Origin of the sequence: Cognatishimia activa, from assembly GCF_001458335.1 — a bacterium.
GTDB classification, from domain to species: Bacteria; Pseudomonadota; Alphaproteobacteria; order Rhodobacterales; family Rhodobacteraceae; genus Cognatishimia; species Cognatishimia activa.
Window position 1 is genome coordinate 1 of the sequence record NZ_CYTO01000002.1, and the last position, 16,313, is coordinate 16,313.

Genomic DNA, 16,313 nt, shown 5'->3' on the forward strand with positions numbered 1-16,313 from the left:
CAGAACAGGGTCAGCCCAATTACGCATGCTTACCGCCCGAAGTGCCGAATGGCCATGTCTGCTTTGGGCTGCCTGCCGTCATCTGTGATGGCGTCAGCTCATAAGAATCTGGCAAAGTCTGGCGCTGCATCGCCGCAAGGCAGCTTTGAGCCCATGACGGTCATCGTGATTTCTCGCTGCGATTGCCCGAAAATTTGTGCCGCGCGGCGATGTGAATAGGAGCCGTTAATGCGCTGCGTCGCAAGCCGAGGGCGTCAATTCACAGATCGCGGGACAAGTTTGCTATCGCTGCGCCTGCAGCAATGTCCACTCCCTCAGAGCGGTTGAGCTGTGTCTAGAACTCCTCGTCGTTCTGATATTTGGAACAGAATTCGTATATGTAGAAAATGTTGACAGACCACCAGCGTTCCGGTAATATGAATGCCATTCTAAATAGTGGAACAGAGACATGGACAAGACCGTTGCCAAAGCCTTTGCCCTCCTTGAGGAACTTGCTCAAAGTGACCGGCCTCTCGGGGTATCAGAACTGTCCGAAAGACTTGGTCTTGGGAAAAGCAACGTTCACAGGCTGCTGCAGACTCTGATTTCACTGAAGTACGCTCGCCAAACCCCGGATTCGTCTTATGTAGCCTCTCTTCGGATGTGGGAGATGGGTCACCAAATTTTCTCAAACTTTTCATTCCGCGACATTGTGAAGCCCTACATGCGGCGACTTGCGGAGCTGACCAACGAAACCGTTCATCTTTCTGAAATGGATGGGTTTGAAGTCGTCTATGTTGACAAGATCGAGAGCAAGGAACCGGTTCGAACCTATACTCAGCTGGGCGGGCGAGCGCCTGCCTACTGCGTTGCAACCGGAAAAATTCAGATGGCATATCTGCCTCAGGAGGATATCCGCCGCTGTTATGAAACGGTCAATCAATTCACGCCGCACACAATAACGGATGTCGAGGCATTCTGCCGCCAAGCCGCGGAAAACCGAGAGCGTGGTTATGCCGTAAACCGGGGCGAATGGCGATCAGACGTCATCGGGTTGGCCGCACCCATTGCTGACAGCTCTGGTGATGTTGTTGCGGCAATTGGTTTGTCAGCACCGGCCAGCCGAGTCGATGTCAAGAAAATGGAACGTTACGCAGAAACCGTCACCGGTTTTGCTCGCGACATTTCACAGGAACTAGGGTGCCCTCGGTCATTTTTTTTGACTCAGCAGGCTCACAATGAAACCGGCGGCGCAAGTCAGAGCCTATAGCTCCTGGCCTCCAAATCTCTGAAAGGAAATCGAATGAGTTCGCTTAGTGGAATAAGAATTATTGAATTCTGCGAAATCGCTGCAGGCCCGTATTGCGGCATGCTTTTGGCGGATATGGGTGCCGACGTGATCAAAGTTGAGCGTGCTTCTGGAGACGCCATGCGCACCTGGCCGCCAGTGAATGATGGCTACAGCGAGAACTTTGCGTCAATCAACCGTGGCAAACGATCAGTCGTGCTGGATCTGAAATCTCCTGAAGGTGTTGCAAATGCACGCCGCCTTATCCTGAGCGCCGATGCTGTCATCGAGAACTTCCGACCGGGTGTGATGAAGCGCAACGGCCTGGATTACCAGAGCTTGAGCGCAGAAAAACCCGATCTGATTTATTGTTCCATTTCGGCCTTCGGGCAAAGCGGCCCAAGAACCAGCGAAGGTGGTTTTGACCTGACAATGCAGGCTATGTCGGGCGTCATGAGTATCACTGGTGAGCCTGGAAGTGCCCCTGTGAAATGTGGCGTTCCATTGTGTGATTTTGTGTCTGGTCTCTACGGTGCCATGGGCGTCGTGTCTGCCTTGGTTCAGAAAAACAACACCGGGAAAGGCCAGCATATCGATGTGTCGATGCTTGGAGCGACACTGGGTGTTGCCGCATTGCAGACCAGCGAATATTTCGGAACAGGAAAAGCGCCTCAGAAACTGGGGTCTGCCCACCCTCGAAACGCTCCTTATCAGGCATTCAAGGCCAAAGATGACTACTTTGGCATGGCGGCTGGCAACAACAGCTTGTGGCACCACGTCTGCGATGTCGTCGGAAAGCCCGATCTCAAAGATGTAGAGCGTTTTTCAACGCCCACTTTGCGTGCTGCCAATCAGGTCGAGTTAAAAGGCATGCTTGAAGAAGTTTTTGCGACGCAACCGGTCTCTCACTGGCTCGACGCCTTCGCCGAAAAAGGCGTGCCTTGCAGCCCAATCAACAGTTTCGCTGATGCACTGAAGGACAAGCAGGTTGAACACATGGGATGGGTGCAGCCAATCACGTTGCCCAATGGCGTCGAGACCCAAACATTTGGGCCGGTTCTTAGGATCAACGATGAGTGCCAGCCAATTCCGAGTGGCCCACCTGCTCTTGGAGAGCACACCGAGGCTGTTTTGGCCAGTTTAGCCGGCGATGCCGTTAAGGCGTAAGGAGGAGGCCCTGTAATGTCATCAGATGAAACAGACCTGATCTGCACCCGAGATGGCGACGTGCTTACCCTGACTTTGAACCGTGGTTCTAAAGCCAATTCTTTAGCGCCTGCATTGGTTGAAGATTTGATCAATGCACTGGAACAAGCTGGTGATGTTCGGATGGCGATCATTCAAGGCGACGGCAAACACTTCTGCGCCGGCTTTGATCTGTCGGATATTGCCGAATTATCTGACGGCGATCTGCTGTGGCGCTTTGTCCGGATTGAACTGTTGTTGCAGAAGATCCATCTGAGCCCATTCCCAATTGTCGCCCTGGCACATGGACAGATCGTAGGCGCTGGCGCGGACCTCTTTGCAGCCTGCTGGCGCCGCGTCGCGGCGCCGGGCTCCAAGCTCAAGATGCCGGGTTGGAATTTCGAACTGGCCCTTGGAACGGGGCGGTTGGCGGCCCTCATTGGGCAAGATGCCGCGCGGGATATGCTGATCGACACCAAAACCATCTCAGCCGAGCAAGCGCTGGAGCTGGGTCTGGCCACCGATCTTGTAGAGAAGGTGGACTGGAGTGATTTTGCCTCAGATCTCGCCGCCCGCGCAGGGGCTATCCCACAGAATGCAACGTCAAGAATGATGGGGCTGACCCGCGCTTCCGACAGCGCTGAATATGATCTGGCAGCCTTGGTTCGGTCCGCCGCTCGGCCGGGCTTGAAGGCTCGAATTGAGAATTATCGGAGCCGCGTTATGCGCTCCCAAAAAGGAGCTTCGACTAACTAACTAAACCAACAGAATCGTGTAAATGGAGGAGACCAACATGAAGAAGTTTAGCAATACTGCACTGGCTGGCCTAATGGCCGCAATTGTGGGCACGGCATCATATGCCGGATCCCATATTCCGGAAAAGCCTGCGGGCTTTGGCAATCGCCCGTTGACCATGATCGTGCCTTACGGCGCGGGTGGCGGTTCAGACCAACTCTCTCGTGCCATGGCCAAGGCAATTGAGGAAGAAACCGGCCTTAGTTTTCAGGTTGTGAACAAGCCAGGTGGCGGTGGCACGGCAGCTATCCCTGATTTCATGATTTCGCCTCCTGACGGATTCACCGTTATGGAGCACATCGACACAGCGGTTGCCGCCTACGCTAAAGGAGATATCCGGGAAAATCCTGCAAAGGACTGGATCCCGATCTGTATTGCGCAGATCACCTTTTCGCAGATTTACATCCGTCCTGATGAAACCCGTTACACGGACTGGGAAAGCCTTGTCGCCTACATTGACGAGCATCCGGACGAGTTGTCGATCGGCATTCTTGGCAAGGTCGGGTCAATGGAACTGGTGACCATGCAACAGATCTCTGACGCGCTGGGACTGAAAGTCCGTCAGGTTACCTATGACAAGCCAGCCGAGACTTACGGTTCACTGATCGGCGGACATGTCGATATTCTCTTTGAGCAGCCTGGCGACGTAAGAAGCTTCCTTGATGGCGGTCAAATGAAACCGATCCTGACGTTCCTGAATGAACGCCCAGGTGTTTTTGCTGACGTGCCAACACACCGCGAAGTCGGCGCGGACTTTGAAGCTCTGACGCGTTTCCGTGGCTTCTTTGTCAAGAAAGGTGTGGCGCCGGATCGCGTCGAGTACTTGGAAGCCGCTTGTGCAGCAGGGTTTGAAAACCCAGGTTTCGCGGAGTTCAACGAGGCCAAGTACATGAACTTGGTTCAAAGCTTCCGGGATCGTGATGGAGCTGTCGAGCTCATCAGCGACACGATCGACGTCTATCGTGACGTCTATGAACAACTAGGCATCGGCAAATAACGCCTGTCGTGACGGGGGCGGTCAGTTGACTGCTCCCGTTTCGGAAATCGGGACTACCCATGTGATTGCGGAGGAGGAATCATGTCAAAGTCAGCATCTACAAGGGGGTCGTCAGCAGACACCACCCTGTTCATCCGCCCGGTCCTAGAGTGGGTGTTCTGGATTGCGCTGGTCGGGCTCTACGTCCAGCAAACATCCTATTTCGACGAGACTCTTCAGAACTATAGACTAGGTGCAACAGGTTGGCCTCGTGCCTTGTGCCTCGTCGCGGTGGTTGGCGCTACCGGACAGCTCATAACCAGATTGTTGGAAATTCATCGTGGCTCTCCGGAGGAGCTTGGCCTCAATGAGGAACCGGTCGAGCGAAACTGGCGACAAATGGCTCTACATCTTTCCATTTTCGGCTTCCCGTTTTGCTTTCTCTATGTAGTGCCTGCGATTGGCTTTTACGTGGCCGCCCCACTGTTTGTTTTGGGATTGCTGCTGCTCTTAGGTGTACGGAAACCGCTGACGATTGCGTTGGTTGTGGCCATTGTCTTCGGCCTCTTCCTCGTTGCTTTTACTCGGTTTTTCTACGTTGCGCTCCCGGTCGGCAGCATACCCTTCTTCTATGATGTGAATGTCGCCGTAATCGAATTCACCAGATATGGAAAGTAGATCCAATGGACCTATTTATTCAAGGCACGCTGAGCCTTTTCAGCGACAGCACTTCGATCATGATTTTCTTTCTCGGCCTCTTCGGAGGGATGCTTTTCGGAGCGATCCCGGGAGTAAACATGCTAACGCTCGGCGCAGTTTTGCTGCCGTTTACGATCACGATGGATCCGAAAAACGCGGTGATGCTGTTTTCTGTGATCTACTGCGCGGGTGTGTTTGGTGGCGCGATCACAGCCATCCTCTTTAACATTCCCGGCGCGCCGGAAAACGCGCCAACCTGTCTCGATGGTTATCCTATGACCTTGAAAGGTGAGGCAGGCAAAGCAATTGGCGCTGCTGTCAGTTGTTCTGCCCTGGGCGGCACAATCTCTACAATCGTTATGATGTCTGCAACAGGAATTGTGGCCAGCTTCGCCGTTCGCGCCTTTGGCCCACCAGAAATATTTGCGCTCATTTTATTCGGGCTTGCGGTGTCAGCCTCGATTGGTGCGTCAACACTTTGGAAGGGGTGGCTATCTGTACTCGTAGGTTTGATGATCGCGACGATCGGCTCTGACCCAGTCGGCGGCATTCCTCGGTTTAGCCAAGGATCGTTTCTTGGCCTAGAATACCAGTCATACTACATGTCAGCCGGCATTCACTTCATTCCGATGATCCTTGGGTTCTTTGCGGTTTCCGAAGTGTTGGCACAGGCTGTCAACATTGCGAAAGGCACACGTAGTCGCCCTCAGGCTTCTATCGAGTTCCCGACGATCGCTGAGTTCATAGCTGTAAGGTGGACAATTGTAAGATCCATTTTCGTTGGCTTCTTTTCCGGTATCCTACCGGGAATTGGCGCAACACTTGCCGCGTTCCTTGGCTATAGTCAGGCAGAGCGTTGGTCCAAAAACCGCGATAACTTCGGCAAAGGCGAGCTCGAAGGCGTTGTGGCTTGCGAAACAGCAAACAATGCCGCAACGGGTGCAGCGATGATCCCGCTTTTGGCGTTGGGTCTGCCTGGTGGCGCATTGACTGCGATGATTATGGGTATTTTCCAAATCCACGGTATGGAACCTGGTCCACTGATCTTTATCAATTCCGGGGATCTGGTTTGGATCACCTTCGCCGCAATGTTCTGGGCTAACCTTCTGATCATTTTCCTCGGCTGGGTACAGACGAAAACTGTGGTTCACATCTTGCGCGTTCCATTTCGCTGGCTCGCACCTGGCATTCTTATCCTGGCGATCGTAGGTGCATTTGCTTTGCGCAACCTGTTCATTGATGTCTGGATCATGTTCATCGCTGGCATCGCAGGCTACCTGCTTCGCTCAACCGGATACTCCGCAGCAGGCGTCGTACTTGGCTTGATCCTTGGCAAACTGGGTGAAGCAGCATTTGCCAAATCAATGCAGCTCATGGATTACAATCTGCTGGGTTTCCTGCAAAGGCCGATCTCTGCAGTTCTGATTATTGTGGCTGCGGTCATCATTATCACGAGCATCATCAGTGAGGTTCGGGGCGGGCATCTGAAAAGAGCCCTGATCGACTAAAACGGCAACCCTTTTGTGAAGCGACGCCGTCCCCTAGCCTTTGGCGTCGCATCATACTTCGGGTGACACTTCTCCCAATCACCCGAACGATCCTTCCGGGCGGTCTTGCGCCCGGAAGCCGCCCCAAAGCTTCAGATGGAGGTTTCCTGCATGGATATTCTTGTTTCAGTATTCGAGGTTGCACACCCATTCTCAACTCAGCTTCTTCTCTCAGAAGGCGAGGAGCTAGCGGTCCCGACGGCGGCCGAATTGGCGGAAAATGACGGGCCAGCACGAATGTTCGACATTGCCAAAGCGTTTTCCAATCCTGTCGAAGGTGCCGATTTAAGTTTGAAACCACAACCGATTGAAGAGGATCTGTTGCGGGGATGCGGTGCTGAGAGCATTTTCCAAGCGATTACGATCACGGCGTCTCAAGCTGCCGTACAAAAAAACTCAGAGGTAGTCGAATATGGCGCATAAACAACCCATTCTAGACACGTCACCGAAGGTATCCGACGAGATCCGCCAGACGACCTGTTACATGTGCGCCTGCCGTTGTGGGATCAACGTGCATCTACGTGATGGTAAGGTGAACTACATCGAGGGGAACCGGGACCATCCCATCAACAAGGGCGTGATTTGCGGCAAGGGTGCATCGGGCATCATGCAGCACTATTCGCCTGCACGGTTGCGCGCGCCGATGAAACGGGTCGGGCCTCGGGGCTCTGGCCAGTTTGAAGAGATTTCCTGGGACGAGGCGCTGGAACTGGCGACCGAATGGCTCGGCAACGTGCGCAAGACTGATCCCAAGAAGCTGGCGTTCTTTACTGGCCGCGACCAAAGCCAGTCTCTGACAGGGCTCTGGGCGATGAAGTACGGGACACCGAACTTTGCCGCGCATGGCGGGTTCTGCTCAGTCAATATGGCCGCTGGCGGGTTGTACACCTTTGGCGGTGGCTTCTGGGAATTTGGTGACCCGGATTGGGACTACACGAAGTACTTTATGCTTTTCGGTGTAGCCGAGGATCACGCCTCAAACCCGATCAAAAAGGGCATTGGCAAGATCAAGAAACGCGGCGCAAAGTTTGTGTCGGTGAACCCGGTACGCACTGGCTACAACGCTGTGGCGGACGAGTGGGTTGGCATTCGCCCGGGTACGGACGCTCTGTTTGTCGGCGCTCTGATCCACGAGTTGTTCCGCGCGCAACAAATCGACCTAGATTACCTGATCCGCTACACGAATTCGCCCTGGCTGGTCATCCAGGACCCCGGCGCCGCCGATCATGGGTTGTTCGCCCGGGACGCAGACGGCAATCCGCTGGTCTGGTCGAACGAGGCTGGCGATTTTGGCAGCGGCAAGGTCAGCGACCTGTCCGCATCCCTCACTGGGACGCGCACGCTGCCGGACGGACGCACGGGACGGACCGTGTTCGAGCTGATGGCGGAACGTTATCTTGATGATGAATATGCCCCCGAAGCTGTGGAAGAGCGTACCGGGGTTCCGGCCACTCAGATCCGCAAGATCGCGGCCGAACTGGCCCATGTCGCCTTCAAGGAAGAGGTCATCATCGAGCGTGAGTGGACCGACGCTTGGGGACGAAAGCACGACAAGCTAATCGGTCGCCCGATCTCGATGCACGCGATGCGCGGGATCTCGGCCCATTCGAACGGGTTCCAGACCTGCCGGATGATACATATTCTGCAGATCCTTCTGGGTTCGATCGATTGCCCCGGTGGCTTCCGCTACAAACCGCCGTACCCCAAGCAGACCCCGCCCAACCTGATACCACATGGCGCAGCGGGCGACATCAAACCTGAGATGCCTCTTGGTGGTCCACATCTGGGCTTCCCTCACGGGCCGCATCATTTGCTGCTCGACGAAGATGGCGGGCCGAACCGACTGGACAAAGGCTTTAGCTGGGACGCGCCGATGTCGGCGCACGGGCTGATGCACATGGTCATCAACAACGCGGCGAACAAAGATCCTTACGGCATCGATGTGCTGTTCATGTACATGGCCAATATGGCCTGGAACAGCTCTATGAACACGCCGGGAACCATCGACGCGCTGACCAAAACCGATGAAAACGGCGACTATGTGATCCCCAAGATCATCTATTCGGACGCCTATTATTCCGAAACGGTTCCCTTTGCGGATCTGATCCTGCCAGACACGACCTATCTGGAGCGGTACGACTGTATCTCGCTGCTGGATCGCCCGATTTCAGAACCAGAGATCCTGGCGGATTCCATCCGTTATCCGGTGGTGGAACCCGATCGCGACGTGCGTGGATTCCAGACAGTGCTGATCGATCTTGGCGCTCGCTTGGGCCTGCCTGGGTTTGTCGATGATGCGGGCGCTCCGCTGTATCCCGGAGGATATCCAGACTACATCGTCAACCACGAGCGCAAACCGGGTATCGGCCCGTTGGCTGGATTCCGCGGCAAGGATGGCAGTGAATATGGCGTGGGTGAGAAGAACCCCGACCAATTGAAACAGTACATTGAGAACGGGTCTTTCTGGCAGCAAAAACTCGACCCGGAACACGCCTATTTCCGCCACGCCAACCGGGGCTATCTGGATTGGGGGATTGAAAAGGGTATTCGCTTGACCCCTGATGCCACGATTTTCCAGCTTTATTCAGAGCCGGTGCAACGGTTCCGACTGGCCGCAGAAGGGCACGGAGACCGTCAGCCGCCTGAACGGGCGCGAGACCGGATCCAGACGTATTTTGACCCGCTGCCGTTCTGGTATGAACCGATGGAAGAGAGCATGGTCGATACCGACAAGTTCTCGCTGCATGCGATCACGCAGAGGCCCATGCATATGTACCACTCGTGGGGTTCGCAGAACGCGTGGCTGCGCCAGATCACGGCGCAGAACCGGCTGTATATTCACACCTCAGTGGGCAAGCAGATTGGAGCCAAGGATGACGACTGGGTCTGGCTTAGCTCACATCAGGGGCGTGTCAAATGTCAGGTCAAGCTGATGGACGGCGTAAACCCGCACACGGTCTGGACTTGGAACGCGATTGGCAAACGTCGCGGCGCGTGGGGACTGAGCGATGACGCTCCTGAAAGCAATCAAGGCTTCTTGTTGAACCACCTGATCTCGGAGCTGCTGCCGTCGGGCGGCGGTGGCTACCGATACTCCAACTCGGACCCGATCACCGGACAGGCCGCTTGGTTTGACCTACGCGTATCGATCGAAAAGGCGGATGGCGACGAGAAAACTGAACCGTTTTTTGAACCGTTGGGCACCGGCAATCAGAAACCCTCGCCCTTGAAAGTCGCTTTCGGCGCTGAGTTCCGGAGGAAAGCTCGATGACCTGCCTACCTAAAAAGACCGACAAAAAACTTGGTCTAGTGATTGATCTAGATATCTGTGTTGGGTGCCAGGCCTGCGCGACCAGCTGCAAAGAATGGAACACCAGCGGATACAGCGCGCCATTGTCGGATCATGACCCGTATGGCGCTGACCCTTCGGGCGCTTGGCTGAACCGGATCCACTCTTTCGAGGCGACCTCAGCCGAAGGCCTGGCCAAAACGGTTCACTTCCCGCGGTCTTGCCTGCATTGCGAAGAGCCCGATTGCGTGACCGTCTGCCCGACCGGCGCGTCCTACAAACGCGAGGAAGACGGGATCGTCCTGGTGAACCCGGACACGTGTATTGGGTGCAAGCTGTGCTCTTGGGCGTGTCCTTATGGCGCACGTGAATACGATTATGATGATGGGGTGATGAAGAAATGCACCCTATGCGTGGACCGGATTTACAACGAAAACATCCCCGAAGAGGACCGCGTCCCTTCCTGCGTCCGCGCCTGCCCAACCGGCGCTCGAGCATTCGGAGACCTTGGAGATCCAAACAGCGAGGTCTCTCAATCCGTGGCCGAGCGGGACGGTTTCAACCTGCTAGATGAATTCGGCTACAAACCTGTCAACAAATATCTACCCCCGCGCATCAACAGTGTTCAGGCCGCCCCGGCGGTTGAAGAGCCCGCCGCCCCGGATGGGTCGCGGCTCGAGAAATTGTTTGCATGGGCTGACAAAGCCCTGTCGCGGTAGGAGGTCCCAAGATGCATCCAGCATATTCCGTTATCGTTTTCACCACGTCCTCTGGCGCAGGTTACGGCCTGCTGTTCTGGCTGTCATTGGCCCACATGGCTGGGCGGTTGCCGGGTGGGGTCATGGCCTTTGTTGCCATCACTTTGGCCTTGGCGCTGATCACAGCGGGGCTCGTGTCATCAACCCTCCACCTAGGCCATCCAGAGCGGGCCATTGGGGCGTTTTCGCAATGGCGCTCTTCCTGGCTGTCGCGCGAGGGCGTGGCCGCTGTCGCGACCTACATTCCTGCCGGGCTTTTGGGGTTGATTTGGCTGGTCGGAGCCGAGGTCGGGTTTACCAATATTTTAGCCATGCTGTCAGCCATAGGGGCGGTTGCGACCGTCTATTGTACAGGCATGATCTATGGCTCTCTGCGGACCATTCGTCAGTGGAACAAGGGGCTCACACCAGTGGTTTATCTGGCTTTGGCGGGGGCGACCGGCTCGCTGTTGCTTGCGCTATTGATGTCGTTCTTTGGCGCAGCCGCTGCTTGGCTCGGGGCTCTCACTTTGGTGTCTTTAGTGGTCGCCGGTGCGATAAAGCTCGCTTATTGGCGTCAGATTGACGCCGACCCAGGGCAATACACCGCCGAAATGGCGACGGGACTTGGGGGGCAGGGTGGCTCTGTCGTGCCGTTGGACCCGCCCCATACGAAGCCAAACTTTGTGATGCGCGAAATGGGCTATCAGGTCGCGCGCAAACATGCAGCGCGTTTGCGCCGTCTGTCGATAATCACCCTTTTTGTAGTCCCAATCGGTGCTGTGACGATGGTCATCCTGGCTCCAGGAGCAGCGTCCATGCTGTATCTCATCGCAACTCTAGCCGCAGCATGGGGTGTGGCCACCGAACGCTGGCTTTTCTTTGCTGACGCCGACCATGTCAGCCAGCTATTTTACGGCGCGACCCGGGCGTAAAGGCAATTAGAAGTCATGGAAGCCTTTGGCCTAACGACCGAAATGGTAATTGTGTTGGCGGTCCTTGCTTTGACCGTTGGGCTGTTCGTGACAGAAATCGTGCGGGTCGATGTCGCGGCCATCGGCATCATGGTGCTATTGGGTTGTATTGCGTCGCTGCCAGGGTTGGAAAGCGTCGTGGATGTCTCCACGCTGTTTTACGGCTTTGGGAGCAACGCGGTGATTTCTATCATCGCTGTGATGATCATCGGCGCGGGTCTGGACAAAACCGGTGTTATGTCGGCGGTTTCGGTTTGGATCACGCGGGTTGGTGGTTCCACGGAATCCCGCATTGTTGTGCTGATTTCGTCAGTCGTGGGAGTCATTTCGTCCTTCATGCAAAATGTCGGAGCGGCAGCCCTTTTCCTTCCTGTTGTCTCAAGGATTTCGGTCCGAACTGGCCTGCCTATGTCGCGGCTGTTGATGCCGATGGGCTTTTGCGCAATTTTGGGTGGCACCATGACAATGGTGGGCTCGTCCCCGCTTATCCTGCTCAACGACCTGATCCTTAGTGTCAATAATTCCCTGCCGGCGGACCAGCAGATGAACGCATTCGGGTTGTTCGATGCAACACCGATTGGCGTCGCTCTGGTCATTACTGGAATCTTGTATTTTGTTGTTCTCGGGCGATTTGTGCTTCCCACCGTCTCGACCAAGGTCGGGGCCAAGTCACAGAGTCTGCTGGATTACTTTAATAAGGTCTACAATCTCGACGGAGAGATTCACGAAATCGACATTCGTGACGGAACGGCTTTGGCGGGAAAGTCGATTGATGAGCTAGAGACCGCTTACAAGATCCTCATTGTCGCAACGCACTACAACAAAAAGACCTTCATGGCGCCGCCACGCGATGTTCTGATTGAAACGCCAGCGCGCCTTGCTGTGATCGGAGCACGCCACGATGTCGAAGCATTCCGCGCTGACTTTGGGCTGGTCGAATTGCCCGAGTTGGAGAAGTTCTCGGAATCTCTCGGTGCATCGAAAGGCGGCATTGCCGAAGTCGTCATTCCACCAAATTCGTCGTTGATCGGAAAGACCGGCCGCGAAATCGTGATGCGTAGGGTCTATGGTTTGTCGCCGCTTGTGCTCTACCGGGCCGGTGACGTGTTCACCCGCGGCAAGGAAAATATGCTGGGCAATATGCCCTATCAGGCGGGTGACACACTGGTTTGCCACACATCGTGGGAGTCGCTGGCGCGGCTTGAGAAAGACCGGGATTTTGTTGTCGTGACAACCGACTACCCCAAAGAAGAGCTGCGCCCCCAGAAAGTCACCCATGCCATGGTGTTCTTTCTTATAGCGCTGGCGCTTATCCTCGGGACAGATCTGCGATTGTCGCTATGTCTGCTGGTCGGGGCACTGGGCATGATTGGCAGCCGCGTTCTGAGCATTCAGGAAGCTTATGACGCGGTGGGCTGGAATACTGTGTTCCTGCTGGCCAGCCTGATCCCCCTGGGTCAGGCGGTTCAGAATACCGGCACAGCACAGTGGATTGCCGATCTCGTGCTCGGAGTTCTCGATGGTATGCCGATCTGGACGATCCAGTCCGCGGTCGCTGTTCTCGCCACTATGTTCACGCTGGTGATGTCGAACGTGGGCGCTACAGTTCTTTTGGTTCCACTAGCGGTGAATATCGCTCTGGGCGTTGGGGCTGATCCGGCACTTTTTGCTCTGACCGTTGCGATTTCCACATCCAATTCATTCCTGATCCCGACACATCAGGTCAATGCGCTGACAATGGGACCCGGGGGGTATTCCGTTGCAGATTTCATGCGGGCGGGCAGCGTGATGACGGTGCTGTTTCTCGTCGTGTCGATCACGATGTTGAACTGGGTTTTCTAGCGGTCTTGGCTGACTGAATTCAGCACCTACCAGGCGAAGACCAGAACCACACAAATAAATAGGGCGATCAGTGCCCTGTATTCTGGAAAGGAATTCTAAGATGACTGCACAGGATGACATTGCCCAGGTCGCTGCAATCGTAGCCCGGGCGCGCGCCGCCCAGAAAGCTTTCGAGGCCGATGCCGATCAAGCCCGCTATGACCGCGCGGCCGATGCTGCTGCTTGGGCGATCATGGAGCCGTCGCGCAACAAGGCCTTGGCCGAGCTTGCGGTCGAGACGACCGGGCTGGGCAATGTGCCTGACAAGATCATCAAGAACCGTCGCAAGACACTTGGCCTGATGCGCGACATCAAGGGTGTTAAAACGCATGGCGTGATCAGCGATGATCCAACCACCGGCATCACTGAAATCGCCCGGCCGATCGGGGTGATTGGTGCCGTGGTGCCTTCGACCAACCCGGCGGCGACGCCTGCCAACAACATTATCAACGCCCTGAAATGCGGCAACGCGGTTGTGGTTGCTCCGTCCCCCAAGGGGGTAGCAAGCTGCGAGCTGCTTTTGTCCTATATTCATGCGGAGTTCGACAAGCTGGGGGTGGATCATGATTTGGTCCAGATGATCCCCGCGCCAGGCTCTAAGGCCAAGACGCAGGCGATGATGGAGTTAAGCGACCGTGTGATCTGCACCGGCAGCCAGAACAACGTCCACCGTGCGCAAACTTGTGGTACGCCTGCTGTGGCGGTTGGTGCGGGCAATGTCACCGTAATCGTAGACGAAACCGCCGACCTGACCGGCGCAGCCGAGAAAATCACCGCGTCCAAGACCTTTGATAACGCGACCTCCTGTTCTTCTGAGAATTCGATCATCGTCGTTGATGCGATCTATGACGCGTTTATCGCCGCATTGGCCCAAGAAGGTGGCGCGCTGGTAAAGGACGAAGCACAAATCGTCGCCAAGCTTTGGCCCGACGGTCATCTGAACCGCGAGGTCATCGCGCAGGATGCTGACAAGATGATCGAGGCGCTGGGGCTTTCCGGTCAAGTGCCGGAAGACACCAAATTCCTTGCCGTCGAAACCCAAGGGATCGGCGCTGACCATCCTTTGTCGGGTGAAAAGCTTAGCCGTGTTGCTGCCCTTTATCGTGCGAAGGATTACGACGACGCGCAAGCCATCGCGACCCGAATTCTGAACTATCAGGGGGCCGGGCACTCTATCGGCATTCATACCGCAGACGATGGGCGCGCCGTGGCGCTGGGCGCATCGCTGCCGACCTGCCGTGTCATCGTAAATCAGGCGCACACCTTTGCCACCGGCGGGTCCTTTAACAACGGTATGCCTTTCTCGCTTTCCATGGGATGCGGCAGCTGGGGAAGGAACGCGATCGACGACAACCTGCATTGGAAGCACTTCATCCAAAGCACCAAGATCGTTCGCGAAATCCCACCCGTCGAGCCAGCGCTCGACGATATTTTTGCAGATTACTGGAAGGAGACAGACCAATGAAAATGAACGATCTTACACCTCCCGAAGGCACCGTTCGCGACTGGTTGGATGACCGGGCTAGTGCTGTTGGGGATCGCGATGCGTACGTGTTCTTCGACGGAGAGCCCGCGCTGACTTGGTCGGATTTACAAAGCAAAGCAATGCAGTTGGCACAGCAGCTTACAGCGCAAGGCGTGGAAAAGGGGGCCAGTGTTGCAATCCTCCAACCAAACGGGCGGAATGCGATCGAGTGCCTTTACGGTGTGCTATATGGCGGATTTCGCGCGACGGTGATCAACCTTGTCGCGGGCGATGAGGCGATTGGCTACGCTCTTGACCATTGTGAGGCGAAAACCGCTCTTGTAGGTGACGCACAGGCAGATATGTTCGAAAGAGTGCGTCCAGCCGGCATATCTAGGTTCTCTGCTTCACACCTTGCCGAAGCCACTGCGCTGCACGCGCTTTCTCCCGATGATGACGCGCTTCTGATGTACACGTCCGGAACGACGGGGCGACCCAAGGGTGTCGTCCACAGCCATGCGAGCTTGCTGGCTGGCGGTTGGACTCCAACCCTGGCCCATAAATTATCGCCAGAAGATCGCGGTCTGTGTGTCCTTCCGATCTATCACATCAACGGGCTGTGTGTGACCGTGCTCAGCACGCTGATTTCTGGCGGGTCGCTGGCCGTTGTAGAAAAATTCTCGGCAAGAAGATTCTGGGGCCAGTGCGAAAGCGCGAATGTAACCTGGTTTTCGGTCGTCCCAACGATCATTTCCCACTTGCTGCATTCGGACATCGAACCAACGGCCGAAACCAAAGCTCGATTGCGCTTCGGTCGTTCAGCCTCATCTCCGCTCGCGCCGGATCTACAGACCGCATTCGAAACACGTTTCGAAGTCCCAATTGTTGAAACAATGGGTTTGACGGAAACGGCAGCACAAATGCTATCCAACCCGTTGCCACCGGGCGTGCGCAAAATCGGGTCGCCGGGCAAGGCATGTGGGAATGAAACCTGTATACTGTCGGCCGATCTCAAACCCTTGCCACCCAATACCAGGGGTGAAATTGCAGTTCGCGGCCCAAATGTAATGCGCGAATACCTGAAAAACGAAGAAGCCACGCGAGAGGCAATCACATCAGATGGCTGGCTGCGGACCGGTGACCTTGGGTATGTCGACGAAGACGGGTATTTCTTTGTGACAGGCCGCCTGAAAGAGCTTATCATCAAAGGTGGTGAAAACATCGCCCCTCGTGAAATCGACGAGGCACTCTATTCGCATCCTGATGTCATTGAAGCAGCTGCGTTTTCGGTTCCGTGCAAGTCCTATGGAGAACGCGTCGAGGCTGCTGTTAAGCTACGTGACGGGTCCAGCTTGTCGTCAGAACGTCTCGCCGAAATCTGTACTGAGAGGCTCGGATCATTTAAATCACCGGATAAGGTGCATATTCTGGATGACCTTCCAAAAGGCCCTTCTGGAAAGATCCAAAGGATCAAAATTCAAGACCTGATCAAGTGAAA

Annotated in this window: 13 protein-coding genes; all 13 read left to right on the plus strand. The window is 55.5% G+C overall.

The window, feature by feature from the left end:
• Positions 1-448: 448 nt before the first annotated feature.
• Positions 449-1,249: an IclR family transcriptional regulator gene (locus TA5113_RS00155; protein ID WP_058313259.1), complete on the plus strand. Its 801-nt coding sequence runs from the start codon at positions 449-451 to the stop codon at positions 1,247-1,249.
• A gap of 33 nt (positions 1,250-1,282) precedes the next feature.
• Positions 1,283-2,434, plus strand: a complete 1,152-nt coding sequence (locus TA5113_RS00160) for a CaiB/BaiF CoA transferase family protein (protein ID WP_058313260.1) — start codon at positions 1,283-1,285, stop codon at positions 2,432-2,434.
• A gap of 15 nt (positions 2,435-2,449) precedes the next feature.
• On the plus strand, positions 2,450-3,208 hold the full coding sequence (locus TA5113_RS00165; protein ID WP_058313261.1) for an enoyl-CoA hydratase/isomerase family protein: 759 nt from the start codon (positions 2,450-2,452) through the stop codon (positions 3,206-3,208).
• 37 nt (positions 3,209-3,245) lie between these two features.
• Positions 3,246-4,244: a tripartite tricarboxylate transporter substrate binding protein gene (locus TA5113_RS00170; protein WP_245627092.1), complete on the plus strand. Its 999-nt coding sequence runs from the start codon at positions 3,246-3,248 to the stop codon at positions 4,242-4,244.
• A gap of 81 nt (positions 4,245-4,325) precedes the next feature.
• Positions 4,326-4,901 (plus strand): tripartite tricarboxylate transporter TctB family protein, encoded by a 576-nt coding sequence (locus TA5113_RS00175; RefSeq protein ID WP_058313263.1) that lies wholly within the window; start codon positions 4,326-4,328, stop codon positions 4,899-4,901.
• 5 nt (positions 4,902-4,906) lie between these two features.
• The gene (locus tag TA5113_RS00180; protein ID WP_058313264.1) at positions 4,907-6,430 is read left to right on the plus strand and encodes a tripartite tricarboxylate transporter permease; all 1,524 of its coding nucleotides are present in this window, start codon (positions 4,907-4,909) and stop codon (positions 6,428-6,430) included.
• 150 nt (positions 6,431-6,580) lie between these two features.
• The gene (locus TA5113_RS00185) at positions 6,581-6,892 is read left to right on the plus strand and encodes a hypothetical protein (RefSeq protein WP_058316554.1); all 312 of its coding nucleotides are present in this window, start codon (positions 6,581-6,583) and stop codon (positions 6,890-6,892) included.
• Positions 6,882-9,740 (plus strand): molybdopterin oxidoreductase family protein, encoded by a 2,859-nt coding sequence (locus tag TA5113_RS00190; RefSeq protein WP_058316555.1) that lies wholly within the window; start codon positions 6,882-6,884, stop codon positions 9,738-9,740. Before TA5113_RS00185 ends, TA5113_RS00190 begins: the two co-directional genes overlap by 11 nt.
• A complete protein-coding gene (locus tag TA5113_RS00195; RefSeq protein WP_058313267.1) occupies positions 9,737-10,477 on the plus strand; it encodes a 4Fe-4S dicluster domain-containing protein in 741 nt (246 codons plus the stop codon). Before TA5113_RS00190 ends, TA5113_RS00195 begins: the two co-directional genes overlap by 4 nt.
• Positions 10,478-10,488: 11 nt before the next feature.
• Complete coding sequence (locus TA5113_RS00200; RefSeq protein WP_058313268.1) at positions 10,489-11,430, plus strand: dimethyl sulfoxide reductase anchor subunit family protein; 942 nt, start codon at positions 10,489-10,491, stop codon at positions 11,428-11,430.
• Positions 11,431-11,445: 15 nt separating this feature from the next.
• Positions 11,446-13,311, plus strand: a complete 1,866-nt coding sequence (locus tag TA5113_RS00205; protein ID WP_058316556.1) for an SLC13 family permease — start codon at positions 11,446-11,448, stop codon at positions 13,309-13,311.
• Between the two features lie 100 nt (positions 13,312-13,411).
• The gene (gene sauS, locus TA5113_RS00210) at positions 13,412-14,815 is read left to right on the plus strand and encodes an acylating sulfoacetaldehyde dehydrogenase (protein WP_058313270.1); all 1,404 of its coding nucleotides are present in this window, start codon (positions 13,412-13,414) and stop codon (positions 14,813-14,815) included.
• Positions 14,812-16,311: an AMP-binding protein gene (locus TA5113_RS00215; protein WP_058316557.1), complete on the plus strand. Its 1,500-nt coding sequence runs from the start codon at positions 14,812-14,814 to the stop codon at positions 16,309-16,311. The genes sauS and TA5113_RS00215 overlap by 4 nt, the downstream gene beginning before the upstream one ends.
• Positions 16,312-16,313 lie beyond the last annotated feature (2 nt).

What these genes read in the sequence shown, in the direction of transcription:
- TA5113_RS00155 (WP_058313259.1), top strand. Translation starts at nt 449, where the DNA reads ATGGACAAGACCGTTGCCAAAGCCTTTGCCCTCCTTGAGGAACTTGCT.
- TA5113_RS00160 (WP_058313260.1), top strand. Translation starts at nt 1,283, where the DNA reads ATGAGTTCGCTTAGTGGAATAAGAATTATTGAATTCTGCGAAATCGCT.
- TA5113_RS00165 (WP_058313261.1), top strand. Translation starts at nt 2,450, where the DNA reads ATGTCATCAGATGAAACAGACCTGATCTGCACCCGAGATGGCGACGTG.
- TA5113_RS00170 (WP_245627092.1), top strand. Translation starts at nt 3,246, where the DNA reads ATGAAGAAGTTTAGCAATACTGCACTGGCTGGCCTAATGGCCGCAATT.
- TA5113_RS00175 (WP_058313263.1), top strand. Translation starts at nt 4,326, where the DNA reads ATGTCAAAGTCAGCATCTACAAGGGGGTCGTCAGCAGACACCACCCTG.
- TA5113_RS00180 (WP_058313264.1), top strand. Translation starts at nt 4,907, where the DNA reads ATGGACCTATTTATTCAAGGCACGCTGAGCCTTTTCAGCGACAGCACT.
- TA5113_RS00185 (WP_058316554.1), top strand. Translation starts at nt 6,581, where the DNA reads ATGGATATTCTTGTTTCAGTATTCGAGGTTGCACACCCATTCTCAACT.
- TA5113_RS00190 (WP_058316555.1), top strand. Translation starts at nt 6,882, where the DNA reads ATGGCGCATAAACAACCCATTCTAGACACGTCACCGAAGGTATCCGAC.
- TA5113_RS00195 (WP_058313267.1), top strand. Translation starts at nt 9,737, where the DNA reads ATGACCTGCCTACCTAAAAAGACCGACAAAAAACTTGGTCTAGTGATT.
- TA5113_RS00200 (WP_058313268.1), top strand. Translation starts at nt 10,489, where the DNA reads ATGCATCCAGCATATTCCGTTATCGTTTTCACCACGTCCTCTGGCGCA.
- TA5113_RS00205 (WP_058316556.1), top strand. Translation starts at nt 11,446, where the DNA reads ATGGAAGCCTTTGGCCTAACGACCGAAATGGTAATTGTGTTGGCGGTC.
- sauS (WP_058313270.1), top strand. Translation starts at nt 13,412, where the DNA reads ATGACTGCACAGGATGACATTGCCCAGGTCGCTGCAATCGTAGCCCGG.
- TA5113_RS00215 (WP_058316557.1), top strand. Translation starts at nt 14,812, where the DNA reads ATGAAAATGAACGATCTTACACCTCCCGAAGGCACCGTTCGCGACTGG.